Source organism: Larkinella humicola (assembly GCF_008727875.1).
Taxonomy (GTDB): Bacteria; Bacteroidota; Bacteroidia; order Cytophagales; family Spirosomataceae; genus Larkinella; species Larkinella humicola.
Genome location: NZ_VTWS01000001.1, coordinates 486978 through 505471, shown reverse-complemented (window position 1 = coordinate 505471; position 18494 = coordinate 486978). Strand labels below are relative to the sequence as shown.

Below are 18494 nucleotides of genomic sequence, written 5' to 3'. Positions count from 1 at the left end.
AGAGGGAATTGACGGCCACTTTTTTTACTTAATTCAGCTATGATGCGGTATAGAGACGGGATTATCCTGTCCTTACTAGTGGGTTCGTTTTCGGTTGTGAACGGCCAAACCAACGGTACTGACCAAACGTTACCCGCCGTAACGATTCGGGGAACCACGCCCGAGCGGTTTTCGGCCGGTCAGAAAACCCAGCGGATCGACTCCGTAACGCTCGAACAGTTCCGTTTCCAAACGCTGACAGACCTTTTAACCTATACGACCCCCATTGCGTTTAAGGTATATGGTGCGGGGCAATTATCGACCGCTTCGTTTCGGGGTACCTCGGCCAACCACACCGCCGTACTCTGGAACGGAATCAACATCAACCAGCCAACGCTCGGGCTTAGTGATTTCTCTACGCTGCCCGTCACCGGTTTCGATCAACTCGCGGTTCAGTATGGCTCCTCCGCCAGTTGCGTGGGGTCGGATGCCGTGGGTGGCAGCATTCTGCTGATGAACAATCCGAAGTGGCAGCAACCCGGTTTTCAGGCTTCCGTCGGGCAACAGATCGGAAGTTTTCGAAATTACGGAACGCAGCTTGGAATCCGGTTTGTGCGTGTTGCCGGAAAACGCTGGCAGATTGCCGGGAAATCCTTCTTCTACACCACCAACGCCAACAACGATTTTCCGTATCGCGAACGGGGGAATTACTTCGTAGAGCATTCGATCACCCAACAGAAAGGCTTTATTCAGGATTTGTATTTCCGAAACCAGAAAAACCAGCAGCTTTCGGTGAACCTCTGGTTGACGGATAACAATTTGACCGTTACGCCCTACGATACCACCGTTCGGGAACGAACCCGCTCGCAATCCTACCGGTTTTTAACAACCTACGAAACCAATAAACTTACATTGCGACTGGGCTGGATTCGCGACATCATTGATTACGCACGCGGAAACTTCAATACGCCCAGCCATTCCGAAACCGATCGACTAATCAGTCGAATTGAGAAGGAGTTTACGCATTCCTATCCATCAGCGGAAGTTTCTCTGCGACTGGGGGGAGAATGGTCTCACTACCGCACACAGGTCGACGGCTACGGCGATCAACCTATTCAGGAAGACCGGGCCGATCTGTATGCGCTGCTCCGGATGCAGTGGACGCGGTGGCTGATCTCGGCCAACCTCCGGCAGGCTTTCGTCACCCGGTTTGATCCGCCGATTACACCTTCTCTGGGTGTGGAGTATGCTGTCGTAAAAACGGGCCAAAGTGCGCTGACGGCCAAAGCATCCGCCGGGCGCAGTTACCGGGTTCCCACGCTGAACGAACGGTATTGGAAAGTACTGGGGAATCCGGACATTCGGCCCGAAAACGGGTTTAATCTGGAAGCGGGTTTGGCAAGCCGATGGATTCCCACCGAACACTTAACCGTGACATCCGAAGCCACGGTTTACCGAAACCGCATCGACGACTGGTCGTATTGGAATCCGGAGTCCGGCTACCGGGTCGAAAATCTGCAACTCGTCGTGGCCCGTGGATTGGAGTGGTCGGGAACACTGAATTATACGACAGCCAACTGGCAATCGGGCTTGACGCTGGCCTACGCCTTGACGCGGTCGAGCCAGGAGCGGGTCTACAACGTCTATGCCCAGGACATCATCGGCAAACAACTGGTGTATGTTCCCAAACACAGCGGCCGGTTTTCGGCCTTTGTGGCAAAAGGTAAAAACCGCCTGACCTTCCAGAACCAGGTCAATTCCCGTCAGTACATCACCTTCGACAACATTCAGTTTCTACGCGGCTACGTGCTAACGAACGTGTTGCTCGAAACCCAGATCAAACTCGGCCCCGTCGCTGCCCGGATTCAGGGACAGATCAACAATGTATTTGATACCGTCTACCTCAACGTCAAGCGAAACGCGATGCCGGGCCGCAACTTTACCATTCAATTAATCTGTAATCTGAATACTCTAAAACAATGAGAAAAGTAACTAAAGCACCATCGGTCCGATTTAAACTGGCATTGGGTCTGCTGGTGGCCCTGAACTGGTCCTGTAACAATGACAACGACGATCCGCAAGCCCTGCCGTATGGCTCGGGCGTGCTGGTTGTCAACCAGGGAAATTTTACTGACAACAATGGGACGATCACGTATTTTCCACCAACGGGCTCTACAGCTTCTTACGATATATTTAACCAGGTCAATCAGCGTTCCCTGACCGGGAGTGTGCAGGCCTACGAAGAAGCCGATGGCAAGGGATTGATTCTGGTCGACAACACCACAGCGGGTCAGGACAAAGTTGAAATTGTGGATGCCAATACTTTCAAGTCACTGGCGACGCTGAAATCCCCGGAAATTGAAAACCCCCGCTCAGCGGTTCGGGTGACTGCCAACAAAGTATACGTGAGTTGCTGGGATCTTTCGGGTGATTTTTCAAACGGCACGTTTTACAAAGATCCGGGTTACATTGCCGTCGTTGATTTAACGACCAACACGGTAACCAAAAAAATACCGGCGGTGAAAGGAGTGGAGACGCTTCTGCTGGTGGGTAGCGAGGTGTTTGCCGGTTCGACCGGTGGTTCGACCAAACTTACGGTGATCGACATCACCACCGATCAGCTTAAAACCGGCATCGAAATAGGTGCGAATCCCAATCCGGTGGCCGTCGACGGCAACGGCAAACTCTGGGTGTATAGTGGCGGTGAAATGATTCAGGTCAACCCGCAGAGCAAGGCGATTGAAAACCGCCTGAAAATTGGAACCGACAAAACCCGCTCGCTTTCAAAATTCCGGTTGAGTTCAGACAAACAATACTTTTACTTCGTGAGCAGTTACTACGGCGATGCTTCCGAAAACTACAAGGAAAAAGGAGAGACCTATCGCTTTTCGGTCAACGACACCAGCGTTCCGGCTACCACACCCTTTATCAAACGGTTGTTCAGCGGCTTAGCCGTCGAACCGCAATCCGGCATCATTTATGGCGGGTATACGCCGTCTTACAAACAGGCGGGTTACGTATTCCGCTACCAGGCCAGCGGAACCCTGATCGATTCCGTGAAAGCGGAGATTGCACCTTCCGGTTTTTATTTTAAATAGACATGAGAGATGAGACGAGAGAATAGTTGTCTTTACTCTCTTGTCTCACCTCTTTTCTCTTACCATGAAAAAAGCAATCATCAGTTGGAGCGGGGGCAAGGATTCGGCTCTTGCTCTCTTTTTTTGCCATCAATCCGGGCAATATGATTTGGCTGGATTGCTCACCAACATCAACGAGCAATTCGGGCGGGTCAGCATGCACGGCGTCCGCACCGAACTGATCGAAGCCCAGACAAGGGCTCTGGATCTGCCTTTGCATACGGTTCAATTTCCGGGTGACGTATCGATGGAACTCTATAACACGCTGGTTAAACAAAAACTGACTGAGTTGAAAAAACAGGGCGTTACCCACGTGATTTACGGCGATATTTTTCTGGAAGACTTGCGACAGTACCGGGAGCAACAACTCAGCGAAGTGGGTTTGCAAGGCGTCTTTCCGTTGTGGAATCAGAACACAACGGTGTTGCTGGCCAAGTTTGTCCAGGCCGGTTTTAAAGCCTTGCTGGTTTGTGTGAACGAAAATCAATTGCCGGAAAGCTGGGCCGGTCGCGAACTGGACGCTACGGTTTTAAAAGATCTGCCGCCGTCGGTCGATCCGTGCGGTGAAAATGGCGAGTATCATTCCTTTGTCTACGACGGACCGATTTTCAAGGCACCGATACGATTTCAAAAGGGCGAAGTTGTCCGGCGATCGTATGCCGCTTCGCCAGAAGCCGATCAGTGGGACACCCAATTCATCTTTCAGGATTTGATTTGATTCTCCGCTTAACTCTTCTTTTTCTCTGTTTAACTCCGCGTAACCCTATTATTTGTTCCACGTGAATCCATAAATCATTGATCTATACTAACTTCTATAACCCATTATCTTCCAGATCCTTACAGAGTCATTTACAAGCTGATTCTGCTATGAAATAATTGTTGTATAATTTATATTATGTTAACTAGAGTTTTCAATTCTCTACGTATTCTGTTCAACCTCCTCCGTTTCTTGCTTCTCCTCATCCGGTAATCGCTTCAACCGTTTCTCAAGATGCGTGTACCAAAACGCCAATGCACTGTTGAGTAAAATACCGATGGCTACGGATGTTAGCCGACCGCGTAAACTTGCCGTCATAATCGCCATAAAAGCCAGCCAGCCCCAAACACCAATCATGGCCACGGTGATGAGTACCTTTGTAATTTTTACCATACTACCTCATTAAAAAGCTCCGACCTCGCTTTCACAAGATCGGAGCTTTTCAGGGAAATTAAAAGGCAGCCGTTGTAAGCTGCCTTTTTTGTTATTTGCTTTCGACGCAGGGAATTTTCTTCTCTTCAAACTGCTTCAGAATATTCTGAAGGTTTGTCAGGTTGTCGTTCAAATCCTGGTCGGTATCTTTCACCGATTTCGCTTTTTCGAAATACGGCAGCGCCTGTTTGAATTTTCCACAAACCTGGCCTTCGATTTCCTTGCCCTTGGTCTGGTAGTCTTTCATGTCCATCATCTCCAGTTGCTTCCGGATCTGAACGGCTTCGTTAAAATAAGCAGCCCCGAGGTTGAAGTTCGCATCGAAGTTGTTTGGATCAGCCGCCAATGCTTTGGTATAATACTCTTTGGAAGCGATCCGGTTTTCTTCGACCTGCTTGGTCAGCTCCGCAATTTTCTGTTCCTGATTGCCAGCGGCAGCACTGGCCTGAGCCTGCTCCGCTACTTCTTTTTCCAAACCGGTGATTTTCGTTTTTGAGTCCGCAATCATCTGGTTCACCCGCGCAATCTGATTTTTCACGTCGACGTTCTTTGGCTCTTTCTTCGCCCGGGCCGTCAAACGGGTTAGCTCATTCTGGGATTCTTTCAGAACCACTTTCTCTTCGCTCAACTGCTTGGTCGCGTTCGGGCCTTTCTTGGCACTTCCGACCAGCTTCGACAATTCTTCCGAACCCTTGTTGTTTTTGTCACCATACAGACTGGCCAGCATCAACAGGTGGTTTACGTTGTTCGGATCTTTCTCGAGTTGCTTTTTCATATCCGAAATCGCATCGTCAACTTTACCCGATGTTACGAGGATGCTGGTTTTCTGGGTAGCCAGGTCTTTGCTGTTCGGCAATGTGGCAATTCCCTTGTCAATGGTAGCCAAGGCTTTTTCGATTTCCTTGTCCTGGTAGTAGAGACTCACCAGCGTGGTGTAAACCGACTGGTCCTTTCCCCCATTGGCAATATACCGCTCGAAATGCGCTTTGGCGTCACTCGGTTTCTCGGTGTTCTGCGTAAAGATACCGGCATACAAAGCCGCCGTGGTATCTTTCGGATTGATCTCACCGGCTCTGGACATCAAGGCAGCCGCATCCTTGAAGTTTTTCGCCTGGTATTTATAGATTCCGGAGTTCATAAACGCCTGAAACAGCGTCTGCCCTTTCATGGCTTCCTCTGCTTCTTTAGCCAGTTTACCCGGACCACCGGTTTTTTTATCTTTATCCAGTTCGACTACTTTTTTATAAGCATCGTAGGCAACCGTTGCGGCATTCGAGTCCAGTTTAATAGCCTGCGTAGCAATGTTCTCGTACGTTTTAGCGCGATCCAGCCACGTTTTGGGCTTGACATTGGCTTTCTCATCCGTGATTGCCTTGTCGCTTTTTTCTTTCTCACTCTGGAAAGCTTTTTCGGTTAGAGCATCAAGCCCTTGAGCATACGATGCTCCTACTGATAAAAATCCCGCCAGTAGGAAGAACGAGAATCGTTTCATATGACTAAATTTTGTGGTTGAACGTTGTTTTTGATTTTATTCTGGAAAGTACTGAATAATTTATGGGAATATCAAGCCATTTGATCAGAGGGTGCTTCCTCCGAACCATCGACCGGTGCTTCCGGCACCATGCCATTCCCTTCAATTTCAACATCTTCCTCCCGGGCGATGCGGGTCACCGACGCGATTTCGTCGCCGTCGCGCAGGTTGATCAGCCGAACCCCCTGGGTGTTCCGTCCAATCACCCGCACCTCATCGACGTGCATCCGGATGGCCGTTCCCGACTTCGTAATGATCATCATATCATCCGAATCGGTTACTTCCAGAATGCCCACCAGGTTGCCGACTTTATCCGTAACCTTCAGCGTACCAACGCCCTTCGCTCCCCGGTTCGTCACCCGGTATTCATCGATCGGTGACCGCTTCCCGAATCCTTTTTCCGAAACCACCAGCAATTGAGCGTCGTCGCGACCGATGCAAACCATGCCAACGGCTTTCACCCCCGGCTCCAGATCGATGCCGCGAACCCCGGCGGCCGTACGGCCCATCGGACGAACCCGGCTTTCGTTGAACCGGACGGCTTTGCCCAGGCTCGACGAAATGACAATATCGTTCTGTCCATTGGTCATACAGACGTTCAGCAGGCGGTCTCCCTCCTCTTCGTTAATCGTAATGGCAATGATTCCGTTCTGGCGCGGACGCGAGTAAGCTTCCAGCAGGGTTTTCTTGATCGTTCCCTGCTCCGTACACATCACCAGGTAATTGTTGTTGATGTAATCGGCGTTTTTCAAATCCTTCACATTGATCACCGCCCGCACCTGGTCGTCGGACTCAATGTTGATAAAATTGGCCAGTGGCCGCCCCTTGGAATCCCGCGCTCCTTCCGGCAGTTCATACACCGGCAACCAGTACAACCGCCCTTTCTGCGTAAAAATCAGCAACGTGTTGTGCATCGTCGCCATGAACAGATGCTCCGTGAAGTCGTCTTCCTTGGTTTTGGCCGCGCGCGAACCGACACCGCCCCGGCTTTGGGTCCGGTATTCGGTCAATGGAGTCCGTTTGATGTAACCTTCGTGCGAAATCGTAATCAGCATTTCATCGTCGGCAATCAGCGACAGATCGCTGATGTTCCCGTCGCCCAGAATGCTGATTTCGGTCCGGCGGGCATCGCCGTAACGGGCTTTGAGTTCGAGCAGTTCCTCTCGAATGATTTGCAGTTTCCGTTCTTCGCTCGCCAGAATGCTCCGCAAATCGGCAATCAGCCGGGCCAGTTCTTCGTATTCCGCCACAATCTTGTCGCGTTCGAGTCCGGTCAGGCGTTGCAGACGGAGTTCCAGAATGGCTTTGGCCTGAATTTCCGATAACTTGAACCGGTCAATCAAGCCATTTTTGGCCACCTCCGGATCCCGCGAACTCCGGATGATTTCAATAACCGCATCCAGGTTGTCCAGCGCAATCAGCAAACCTTCCAAAATGTGCGCCCGCTTTTCCGCTTCCCGCAGTTCATACTGCGTCCGGCGCGTAATCACCTCCTGGCGGTGCTCCACGTAATACCGAATCATGTCTTTCAGATTCAGCAAAGCCGGGCGGCCTTTCACCAGCGCGACGTTGTTGATATTGAAAGCCGACTGCAACTGCGTGTGTTTATAGAGGTTGTTGAGAACGACGTTCGGAACGGCATCCCGCTTCAGGTCATACACCACGCGCAAGCCGTCGCGGTCCGACTCATCGCGGAAAGCCGAAATCCCTTCAATCTTTTTATCGTTGATCAACTCCGCGGTTTTTTCCAGCATCATGGCTTTGTTGACCATGTAGGGAACGTCGGATACGATAATCTGGGTCTTGCCCTTGTTTTCTTCAATGGTGGCATGGGCCCGCAGCACGACCCGGCCCTGGCCGGTCCGGAATGCGTTCCGCACTCCCTCGATACCGTAGATGGTAGCCCCCGTCGGAAAATCCGGCGCGGTGATGTGTTCCATCAACTCATCGATGGTAATTTCGTGGTTGTCGATGTAGGCCACAATCCCATTGACCACTTCCGTCAGGTTGTGGGGTGCCATGTTGGTAGCCATCCCGACGGCAATCCCCGACGAACCGTTCAGCAACAGGTTTGGTAGTTTGGCCGGCATCACGGTCGGCTCTTCCAGCGAGTCGTCGAAGTTCGACTGAAAGTCGACCGTCTCCTTATAAATATCGGTGAGCAATTCCTCGGCAATCCGCTTCAGTCGTGCTTCAGTATACCGCATGGCCGCCGGAAAATCACCATCGATGGAACCAAAGTTCCCCTGACCGTCAACGAGTGGATACCGCAACGACCAGTCCTGGGCCATCCGCACCATCGTACCATACACGGATGAATCGCCGTGCGGGTGATATTTACCCAAAACCTCCCCAACGATCCGGGCCGATTTTTTGTGAGGTTTGTTATAATTAACTCCCAGTTCAGCCATTCCGAAAAGCACCCGGCGGTGTACCGGCTTCAGGCCGTCACGGACATCGGGTAAGGCACGCGAGATAATGACCGACATCGAATAATCGATGTAGGCTCCGCGCATTTCGTCTTCAATGTTGATGGGAATAATGTTGGTGGAGTTGTTCTGTTCTTCTGTCTCTTCTGCCATAAGAAGTCAATTCTTTGTCCGATAACACGAACGAAGCGATGGTTAAAAAAGTGGAACCGCCGGATTGGAAATTGTCAGACGGTTTGAGGCCCGTTCTACGATACGCCTATCATACAAATATGCAAAAAAATCGCCACAAATAAAAGTATTTGCCGCGTGCAGTGCAATTTCTGACCCTTCGGGCAAGCGGGGTATTCTACCCATTCTGGATGGTTTTCGACCGGATGGACGAAAAGGGCTTGACGGATGACCACCTCCCGCATTTGCCAGGCCCGGCGCGGGTGTAAAAATAAATCAAAAACCGGAATTCTGATCCGGTTTTCGCGAACGACCGCCATTTGAGGCCCATTAGCCCATATCTTACCACAACGTATGTTTTATAATTTAAACAAGGTCATTTTTCGATTTAAAAAGTTTGTCGGGGGTTAAAATTGTATTTGACATATATTATCTATATTTGACAAAACTACGTTTGATCCTATCCCGCTACCCGATTCAATGACCCGTAAATTCCGCATTATCATTACAGACGACGACGACGATGACCGGCTTCTGTTCAAGTCTGTGTTTGATTCTAGCTGGCTGGATTGTGAGGTTGCGTTCGCAGGAGACGGTGTTGAATTGCTCGATCATCTCGAAAACGTCCGTCAATTGCCCTCGCTGATCTTTCTGGACCTGAACATGCCGCGGATGGACGGATTTGCGACCCTGACCGAACTGCGCTCCAATCCCTCCTACCGTTCCATTCCGGTTATTATTTTTACGACCTCTTCATTGCCCGAACACATCACCCGCTGCTACCAACTGGGGGCCAACACCTACCTAACCAAGCCCCCTGGCTATCAACAGCTTACTAACTTGATCAATCAGATTAGGACGTTCTGGCTCGACACGGCCCGGATTCCGGCCAGCCACTGATCCGCATGGACAACCCGGTTTTGCTTTCGTTGTTCGGGCTCGGTTGGGGTCCTCCTCCGGGTCCAAACCGACCGCCGGACTGGTCCCCATCAAGCCAAAAATCCGGCATGATTTCCGGACACTTCGTTCGTCACCTCCATTTTTGGACTAAAATTTGAGGGGGGTTTATAGGACTGGATAAATCAGACCATTTGTCTGGTAACAGGTAAGTATATTCACTCAACGGGAAGTTAGTCCAACACATGAAAAGCCGGTTTTTTTCGGGCAAAACCAGGAATCCTTTTTTTTATTTCCTCTTCGGCTTACTGGCTTTTTCGCCACTGGGTTGCTCAATCCTCACTTCGGAACCAACCGACTCCCTTCCCGCAGTAGCGCGGCAGGGCGTTCTGGATCTTCGGCGGGTAAACCTTGATCAAAAAATCGTTTCGTTGAACGGAATCTGGAAGTGGTACTGGCACGCATTGCGAAACCCCGGCGATCCCGCAATCCCGTTTGAATACAGCCCGTTTCCTGAAATCTGGAATTCCCAAACCTGGAAAGGCCAGCCCCTTCCCTCCTACGGCTATGCCACCTACGCTCTAACCGTTGTGCTGCCGCCCCGTCACCCTCCGCTGGCGCTCAAACTCCCCGATGCCTACACCACTTACCGCCTGTTCCTGAATGGCCGGGAACTGGCCCGAAGCGGCACCCCCGGCACCTCCCGGGAAACTACGACGCCCTTCTGGTCCACACAACTCAAAGCCATTCCCGAAAAGGCCGATACCCTTCACCTGCTGCTGCAGATTGCTAATTTCCACCACGCCAGGGGAGGTCCCTACAAGGCAATCCTGCTGGGCCAGGCCGACGCACTGACGGTAAAGATAAGCCGGGAATTTGCCCTCAATTTTTTACTGACGGGTTGCCTATTCATGGGTGGGCTGTTTTTTTTAGGTCTCTATCTCTTCGGACGACACGAAACCTCCATCCTGTATTTCTCGCTGTTTTGCCTGCTCTACAGCTACCGTATCATCGGCACGGATCAATACGCTCTCCATTCGATCTTTCATCAGCTCGACTGGTCGGTGACGCTCCATCTTGAATACCTCACGCTTTTTTTAAGCATAGCGGTTTTTACCTTTTACACCCGTTCACTCTACCCCGCCGATGTTCACAAACGGTTTGTTACGGGTCTGGCCTGGGTTTGTCTGGGGTTCGCCGGGGTCACGATCCTGTTTCCACCCATCGTTTTTACTCAGTTGATCCGCCCGTTTCTGGCCCTGATGCCGATCTACATTGGGTACGCTTTTTACGTCTATTGGGTGGCCGCCCGGCGAAAGCGTCCCGGCGCTGAGTACTCCCTGATGAGTACCGCCGTCTTGCTGGCGGTTTTTGTCATCATCATCTTTAAATATTTCCAGATCGCCTTTCCCGAGAATCTGGTGCTATTCATCGGCTACATCGGCTTTTTCTTTTTGCAATCCCTTGTGCTGTCTTTCCGGTTTGCGTTCACGCTCAAACAGGCCAAGGAACAAGCGGAAGATGGCCTGCGCGCCAAAAGCGAATTTCTGAGCACGATGAGCCATGAAATCCGGACACCCCTGAACGCCGTGATTGGCATGACGCACCTGCTGCTGCAGGACAAACCCCGCACAGATCAGAAGCAACACCTCGATGTCATGCTGTTTTCGGCCAAAAATTTGCTCCACATCGTCAATGACATTCTGGACTTTAACCGGATTGAAGCCGGGAAAACCACCCTGGAAGAAATTCCGATGGACCCGGCCGCTATTCTGCACAATGTTATTTCCAGTTACCAGTCGGCCGCTCACGAAAAATCACTGACCCTTTCACTGTCGATCGATCCAAGCTGGAAAGGCAAAGTGATGGGCGACCCCACCCGGCTGGCCCAGGTCATTTCCAACCTGGTTCACAATGCCATCAAGTTTACTATTCAGGGACAGGTGCGGGTGAGCCTGGCCGTTGTCGAACAAACCGGGCAGGACGTAACCCTCACGATAACCATTGAAGACACCGGCATTGGCATTGCGCCCGAAAAACAGGAACTGGTCTTTAACCGGTTTACGCAGGCCGATTCATCCATGTCGCGCAGTTACGGCGGAACTGGCCTGGGCCTGACCATCTGCCGGCGGATTCTGGAGTTGCAAAACGTGGTCCTTCAGCTGCAAAGCGAACCGGGAAAAGGGTCCCGGTTCTTCTTTACGCAGTCTTTCCGGAAAATGACGGTTCCGCCGGAAAGCCAGACCGAGCACCAGCCCCTGTCGAAAGCAAAACCCCTGAAAGACGTCTGCATTCTGCTCGTGGAAGACAACGCGATGAATGTGCTTCTGGCCAAAAGCATACTGGAGCGGCTCGGCGCATCGGTCGATGTGGCCGGCAACGGACAGGAAGCGGTCGATCAACTGGACTCAACCAAACACCGGCTGGTGTTGATGGATCTGCAAATGCCGGTCATGGACGGATATGAAGCCACGCGCATCATCCGCGATCGGAACGAGACGCTGCCCATTATCGCCGTCACAGCCAGTCTGGCGCAGGAAGTCGGCGACCGCGCCCAGGTCGCCGGTCTGAACGAAATTCTGGTAAAACCGTATAATCCGACCAGCCTGATGCAGGCTATTCTGCGCCACCTCAACCTACCGGGTTGACAGACAGTCCCTGCCGTTAAATAATAACCCTGCCCTTGCTGCTCAGGTTTTAAGTATCTTACTTTCCAGAGTCGGTGTCACGCCGTCCACCGGATTTGGAAGGTCTATGAGCAAGCCTGTTATCTTTATCGCCAGCGCCAACCCGTCTACCCTGGACGACGAACCGTATCTTTTGGCCCTGAAAGATGAAATAAAATACATTGATGAACTGCTCAGTGAACTGGAATTAAATGAAGAAATCATTTACCCAACGCCTTCGACCGAAACGGATTCCGAGGGAATTCGCAAGGCATTTGTAAAAATCAGTCAGAACCTCACCGTTTTTCATTACTGCGGTCACGCCAGCCAAACTAATTTCACACTGACCGACGGCAGCTACAGCCAGGATCAACTGCTTACCTTGTTGAGCGGGAAGAAACCCAAGCTGGTTTTTCTGAACGGCTGCTCCACCTACGGTTACGTCGAAGGCTTGCTTAACGCGGGGGTGGAAGCCGTCATTGCTACCTCAACTGCCGTTCCGGACGGGCAGGCCAGTACGTTTGCCAAGGCGTTTTACTTTTCATTTACCCGCCCCCTCAGAACCCTTCAGCAGGCTTTTTACGAAGCGGTTTCGACCTCGAACGTGTTGTCGGGCAAACCCTTCACGTTTCTGCGGGGCGGTTTCCCAACCGAAATTCCGGACGCTCCCTGTGCCTGGGGACTGTATTACAACCAGCCCGAGGTGCTGAAATGGACGCTGGTGAGCAAACGGGTCCACACCGAAAAAATCCCCCTGATCGACCGACAGAAGGCGTTTCTGTGTGATCGGGATCAATACCGCAACGTGTTCGACCCGAGCTTTAACCTGAGTCAGGGACTCGACGTGCTGTACCGTCCGGTGCAACATTACCTGATCGTGGGCGAGGATTACCAGTCTCCGCTGGGGCTGGCGCGAAAGCTGGTGTACGAAAAAATCACGAAGAATCCCGACCGGATCTACAACTACCCGTTCGATCCGAACGACCGGCGTCGCGACGCCGACGACATGCTCGTCAAACTCAACCGGGCCTACGACACCCCCCTCAAGATCCGGCGCGAACTCTATAAGATTGTTAAAGGACAGGACGACAGCACCAGCCTGTCGGTTGAGGAGTTCCTGGCCATTCCGGCGATCAAAAACAGTCAGTATACGATTGTTGCTCTCCAGATCAAGGCCGACGATTTGAACGAGAAAGTACAGGAGTCGATCCGGCAGTTCATGACGGAATTTCGCCCGCCCGAAACCGGGATGACTTCGTCGGCCCATCCGTATCTGCTGTTTTTCTGGAATATTATTTTCACGCCGAAACAAAGTTGGTTTTCCGCTTTTATGCCGGGAAATTCCGTCAAAAAAATCCTGAGACCGTTCCGAAACTCCGGCTTGGTCGATCCCGACGATCCCGCCCGGAGTCCGCTCATTATTCTGAATCAGGATGACGAACTGCTGGCCGTTCCCGATCAGCGAAAATACCTCGAAGAATGGTTCCGGAATTACCTTCGGCACGCGCCGGATGCGGAGAAAGAACGCGTGATTACCCGTATTTTTCAGCCGGATCATCCCGGAAAAATAGACGTCCCGGCGCTGGAAGACAAACTCCTGACGCTGATCGAACGCTTCAATACCCCTCAAACTCCCTGAAAGATGGCCCTGGTCGAAAAATTTGACTTTGACGAGCAAACGGAACTGAATGCTCCACGGATGGAGAAAAACCCCTCGGATTACATCCTCGACTCGGCCCTCTACAACGCCGTCCGGGTGGCGATTCTGCTCAAGCAACCGCTGCTGCTGACCGGCGAACCGGGAACCGGAAAAACCCGGCTGGCTGAAAAACTAGCCGCCGATCTGCACGCCCGATTTCCCAATGAGTACCTGAGCAAACCGCTGGTGTTCAACACCAAAACCGTATCGACGTCCACGGATTTATTTTACCTGTACGACGCCCTCGGCCATTTCCACGCGACGCATTTTGACCCGGAAAAACCGGAGGTTGCTGCCAGTGGAGCGGGTGCCGGAACGGTTTTGTCGATCCCCGAAAAACCGTCCGTTCCCGAAGTGGCCCGCCACATCCGACTCCAGGCGCTCGGGCAGGCCATTGTGCTGAGCAATCCGGCGATGCTCGAAAAATGCCCGTACCTGTCCATGAACGACATCGATTCTTCCAAACCCCGCAGTTCGGTGGTGCTGATCGACGAAGTGGACAAAGCCCCGCGCGATTTTACGAACGACCTGCTGAACGAACTGGATCGCTTCCGGTTTCAGGTTCGGGAAGACGGCAACGCGGAATACGAAATCGGAACCAAAAACATCTTCGTGATTCTGACCAGTAATTCGGAGAAGAACCTGCCCGATGCCTTTCTGCGCCGGTGCATCTTTTACCACATTGAGTTTCCGAAGGAAGATCAGCTCATGGAGATCGTTCTGAATCAAATCTTTAACAAAGAATTGGATCGAACCGAAACCGCATCGAAACGGCACGCTGTTGAACAGACGATTGCAGACTACATTGCCTATTTCGTGACCGTAAAAAATGCCAATCTGAAGAAAAAACCGGCCACTGCCGAGCTCATTAGCTGGATGTATTTCCTGCGTGACGACATTCTCCACCCCCGCCCGCTGCAGGAGGTGGATGAACCCAAACGGCTGGCGAGCTACAGCATTCTGGCCAAACACGCCGACGATTTTGCACTCCTCAAAACCCTGTAACGGTTTTTCCCGACGGCCATGACGCCCGTTTCTTCCCATCGACCGCTTCCCCTGGGTGAGTTGCTCGAGCAACTTCGGCTGGAAGGCTTTGTGGTGACGCCGGAGGTCTACGACCGCTGTTTTCGAATTGCCGACACCTGGTTTCCGGACGGACTGACCACCGCCGGGCAACGCCGGGAATTGAAGGAATTGCTCGGCCCGGTGGTGGTGCGGTCGGACCTTGAGCAGGAAAAGTTCGGAGCGATCTTCGATCAGGTCGTCCGGTTCTCCGATCAGGCAGTGAAAGAGGCCGAAACTGCCGAGAAACCAGCGGATTCGCGAAAACCGCCGAAGCCCAACCGACTGATCTGGGTGGCATTCCTGTCCGTCATTATCCTGATGCTCATCGGCCTGGCGGTTTATCACTCCCAGCAAATTGTCATCCCTGAAAAAGACCCTCCACATACACCCCCCGACTCGACCCAGCCGCTGGTTGCCGACACCACCAGAAGCATCGAGCCAAGTCCCGTTGTCAGGCCGTCTTCGTACCCCTCTTTTCCGCTCATTCAGGCGAATCCCACACGAATCACCACGTACACGCGACAGACCGGGTATCTCCTGCTGGCGGTTTTGCTGGCCACGGGCGCAGTAGCCGCGGTCCTCTTTCGGTATTTTTTTCCGAACCGAAAACGCATTCCGGGCGACGGCCCGCCCTACTTCCTGACCTTTCCGGATCAGGAGAAAACGATCACAGTCGCCGAGTCGATGGACGTCTGGGCGCGTCAATTGAACCAGCGCGATGAAGGCCAAAGGCGGATGATGGACGTTTCGCGCACCATACGAGCCACGGCCAGTCGGGGCGGTTACCCTTCGATTTATTACCAGCAAATCAAGCTCCGCCCCCGGTATCTGGTGCTGATCGATCAACGCTCGACGTTCCACCAGCAGGCCCGGCTGTATGCCTATCTGGGAGCGGTGCTGACCGAAAGCGAAGTTGAGCTGGAAACGCTTTTTTTCAACAGCGACCCGCGTACCTGCCGGAGCGAAAAATACCCGAAGGGAATTGCCCTCAGCGACCTATTCCGTCTCCACCGCCATTCGTACCTGGTGTTGATTACGGAAGGCATCCGGCTGATCGACTACGACCGGGGAACCGTGGCACCCTGGGTTACGAATGGGTTCGACGGTTGGGAGAAACGGGCCATTCTGACGCCGGTGTATCCCGAAAACTGGACGTCCATCGAAGCCATTCTCGCCCGGTTTTTCATCGTACTACCGGCCACCCCCGACGGGCAGTTGCTGCTCCGGACGTATTTTCAGGCGGGCGAGCACCCGACGTTTCAGGAACTGCGTCGCCAGTTGCAGGTCAATACCGGATCGGCCGCCGACCGGGGCTTTTTCGGAAAACCGGCCAGCAAACTGACCATCGCCGAGATCGACCGGTTTCTCGAAAATCCGTTCGACACCGAAAAACTGACCGAGGAAGAAACCAGCCGACTGAAACAGTGGGCTTACGCCACCGCCATTTACCCGACGCCGACCTGGGAAATGACGCTGGCCATCGGCAAAACCATTGAACGCTACACCGGAACCGATGCCTTTGTCACCACTACGAATCTCCTGAAAATAACCGCCTTGCCGTGGTTGCAGCAAAGCAGCATCCCGGAACCGCTGCGGCAGGAGCTGCTCGCCCGCTTCGACGAACTGCCAGTTGCCTTGAAAACGGCCATTCACCAGGATGTCCTGCAGTTGCTCGAATCGGTCAGGACCAGTCCCGGTAGCCTGGCCGAAGAAGAGCGGGAACGGCACACCTACGAGGTGATGCTCACCGATGAGAAACACCGAGCGGAAGCCTTGCGAAAACTGGCTCCGTTTCAGAAAGCCGGACTCCTTACCAGTCCGATTATCGACCACCAGGTGACCGCTCACAAACGCCGGAAAACCGTGGCCTATGGCCTGACGCTGGCGATCCTGGCGGTTTTCGGGCTAGCCGCCGGGTATTTCATAGTCCCCGAAACCAACACCACCCCCCCGGCAGGTTTAAAACCGTTTTTCTACACCGCATCCGATTCGCTTCGGGCTGATAGCGCCGTGATGTATAATAATCTGGCGACCAGGCTTTCGTTCGATAGCCTAAAGAATTCGGACTTTGCTACCGAGATTGCGGGTGCTATACAAACCATCGGCTATGAACCGGCGAACGACTCCATTGGTGCTACGTACCAGAACGGAATGGATCGCATTACCAGCCGTTATCAATCGCCCGCCGGCAAGACATCGGGCGGTTTTGAGGCTGTTTCGGAAATGACCGCGGAGATTGAAGCACATCAAAAAAAATATCTGCCGATCCTGGAATCAGAATTGTATTCGATGCGCATTGCGCTGTTACTGGCATCGCTCCGGCAACGAATCACCTTTGAAGCCCTTTACAATCTGCATGCAGTACGGTTTCAACGGAGCGTTTTTCTGGATTCCACCGGAAGCAGCAGCAGCCGGGAAAGGGATCTCACCATTCGGGGAATCCGACAAATCGTGGCTCCCACGTCCTGGTACTCTGCCCCCGGCTTCTTTCCGCATGATTCCCTGCTGGTGAACTACCTGAAACTTTTAAATCAGAACCTACAGGCTGATTCTCTTCTAATTCGGATCGACGCCCTGGACAGCTACGGGGCCAACGTGAAACAGTACAGCACACCGGCATATTCCCAGGATTGGGGCAACCGACAGTCCCAGGAAATCGGCATCGCCCGGCAGGCGGCTCAATTCAACCGCATCAATTTGTTTCTGCCCAATGCGCCCCGGAACAAAAATTTGCTGATGGTGCGGGTTCCGCGCCGGACTCTTTCGCCCGAGCGGATGGATTCGCTGGCCCGACTCACTGCCGCCTGGATCAAGCTTTACCTCGAGAAGCCGGATTCTGCTCCTCAGACTATTCCCGCTGCAGCAACGAAATCCGCACCGGTCAAAGCCCCCACCGTCAAAACCCGGCCCAAAACGATCCCTGCGAAAACCGCACCGACCCAAGTTCCCAACCCAACACCCGCCCAAACCAAACCAGCCACCGACGAACGGCCCGCAACCGCATCGCCTGATCCCGAACCGGCGGCCGTCCCGCCCATCGACAACACTTCTAATGCCAACGTAAAACAGGAAACCCCGCCGACGGTTGTCCAGCGCGAGATTCCGGGCGACTACGGGGTGCTGGTGGGCGAGGTTCGGGAAACCCGGATGGTCAGTAACAACCTGTTTTTGCTCATCGCGGTCAATGGTGACTATTACCAGGTACGCATTGGCAATCAGCCGAATACGCCGTACGGCCAGTCGTCAGACACCCCTATTGTAGCGACAGCGGAGAATGAACGGGTCCGGAAAATTCCAGGCTTCCAGCGGTTCAGCTCGGCAAAAGAGGGTTTTTATCTACTGGATAAAACCAGCACATCGGGGGCGCTCGACTACCTGCGCACGGGCGATTCGTACGCGGATTTCAAGGTCGATCGAAAGGCTTACCTGGGCGGTCTGGTCAGCGTTTCCAAAAAATCACCCACCCGGATTTACGTCTGGGGTGCCCGCTGGCAACCGGCCTCGTCTACGAACCCCTTCAAACTGCCGAACGGATTCTATGAAATCCACTACGTTCACCAGAATCAGGGATTTTATTCGCCGAACGATGTGCTTAACGCGCCCTGGCAGGATGGCGGGATCATTCTCGATTCGGGCAGTTTGAAAGCCCTTGCCATCCGGTTTTCGTCCCAGTCGACCACGACGGATGCCAAAGGCGATCCGGTCAAGGCGACGGCGAAGTAAAATTCCTC

General features: G+C 52.9%; 11 protein-coding genes. 8 read left to right on the top strand and 3 right to left on the bottom strand.

Translation table 11 applies throughout. The annotated features are described in order from the left end of the window. Positions 1 to 39 precede the first annotated feature (39 nt). The 3 genes from F0P93_RS02165 (at position 40) to F0P93_RS02155 (ending at position 3834) form a co-directional block, all read left to right on the top strand. On the top strand, positions 40 to 1962 hold the full coding sequence (locus F0P93_RS02165) for a TonB-dependent receptor plug domain-containing protein (RefSeq protein ID WP_150874732.1): 1923 nt from the start codon (positions 40 to 42) through the stop codon (positions 1960 to 1962). Further along, entirely contained in the window at positions 1959 to 3077 is a 1119-nt protein-coding gene (locus F0P93_RS02160) for a YncE family protein (protein ID WP_150874731.1), read from the top strand. Before F0P93_RS02165 ends, F0P93_RS02160 begins: the two co-directional genes overlap by 4 nt. A gap of 64 nt (positions 3078 to 3141) precedes the next feature. After that, entirely contained in the window at positions 3142 to 3834 is a 693-nt protein-coding gene (locus F0P93_RS02155) for a Dph6-related ATP pyrophosphatase (protein WP_150874730.1), read from the top strand. A 201-nt stretch (positions 3835 to 4035) separates the two neighbouring features. Here the strand turns inward: F0P93_RS02155 and F0P93_RS02150 are convergent, their stop codons facing one another. The 3 genes from F0P93_RS02150 to gyrA all read right to left on the bottom strand — a co-directional run bounded on the left by F0P93_RS02150 (position 4036) and on the right by gyrA (position 8418). Beyond that, positions 4036 to 4266 carry a hypothetical protein gene (locus F0P93_RS02150; RefSeq protein WP_150874729.1) on the bottom strand — a complete coding sequence of 77 codons (231 nt, stop codon included), beginning with the start codon at positions 4264 to 4266 and terminating at the stop codon, positions 4036 to 4038. Between the two features lie 91 nt (positions 4267 to 4357). Next, complete coding sequence (locus tag F0P93_RS02145) at positions 4358 to 5797, bottom strand: tetratricopeptide repeat protein (RefSeq protein WP_150874728.1); 1440 nt, start codon at positions 5795 to 5797, stop codon at positions 4358 to 4360. 71 nt (positions 5798 to 5868) lie between these two features. Then, positions 5869 to 8418, bottom strand: a complete 2550-nt coding sequence (gyrA, locus tag F0P93_RS02140) for a DNA gyrase subunit A (RefSeq protein WP_150874727.1) — start codon at positions 8416 to 8418, stop codon at positions 5869 to 5871. A 498-nt stretch (positions 8419 to 8916) separates the two neighbouring features. On the opposite strand from gyrA, the gene F0P93_RS02135 reads away from it, so the two are divergent. From F0P93_RS02135 to F0P93_RS02115, 5 genes are all read left to right on the top strand, one after another. Then, positions 8917 to 9336, top strand: coding sequence for a response regulator (locus F0P93_RS02135; protein ID WP_150874726.1), 420 nt, complete (start codon positions 8917 to 8919; stop codon positions 9334 to 9336). A 242-nt stretch (positions 9337 to 9578) separates the two neighbouring features. Beyond that, positions 9579 to 11981 (top strand): ATP-binding protein, encoded by a 2403-nt coding sequence (locus F0P93_RS02130; protein ID WP_150874725.1) that lies wholly within the window; start codon positions 9579 to 9581, stop codon positions 11979 to 11981. Positions 11982 to 12087: 106 nt separating this feature from the next. Beyond that, entirely contained in the window at positions 12088 to 13638 is a 1551-nt protein-coding gene (locus F0P93_RS02125) for a CHAT domain-containing protein (protein WP_150874724.1), read from the top strand. Positions 13639 to 13641: 3 nt separating this feature from the next. Continuing rightward, positions 13642 to 14703 carry an AAA family ATPase gene (locus F0P93_RS02120; protein WP_225309336.1) on the top strand — a complete coding sequence of 354 codons (1062 nt, stop codon included), beginning with the start codon at positions 13642 to 13644 and terminating at the stop codon, positions 14701 to 14703. A gap of 18 nt (positions 14704 to 14721) precedes the next feature. Then, the gene (locus F0P93_RS02115) at positions 14722 to 18486 is read left to right on the top strand and encodes a DUF2278 family protein (RefSeq protein WP_150874723.1); all 3765 of its coding nucleotides are present in this window, start codon (positions 14722 to 14724) and stop codon (positions 18484 to 18486) included. Positions 18487 to 18494: the final 8 nt, after the last annotated feature.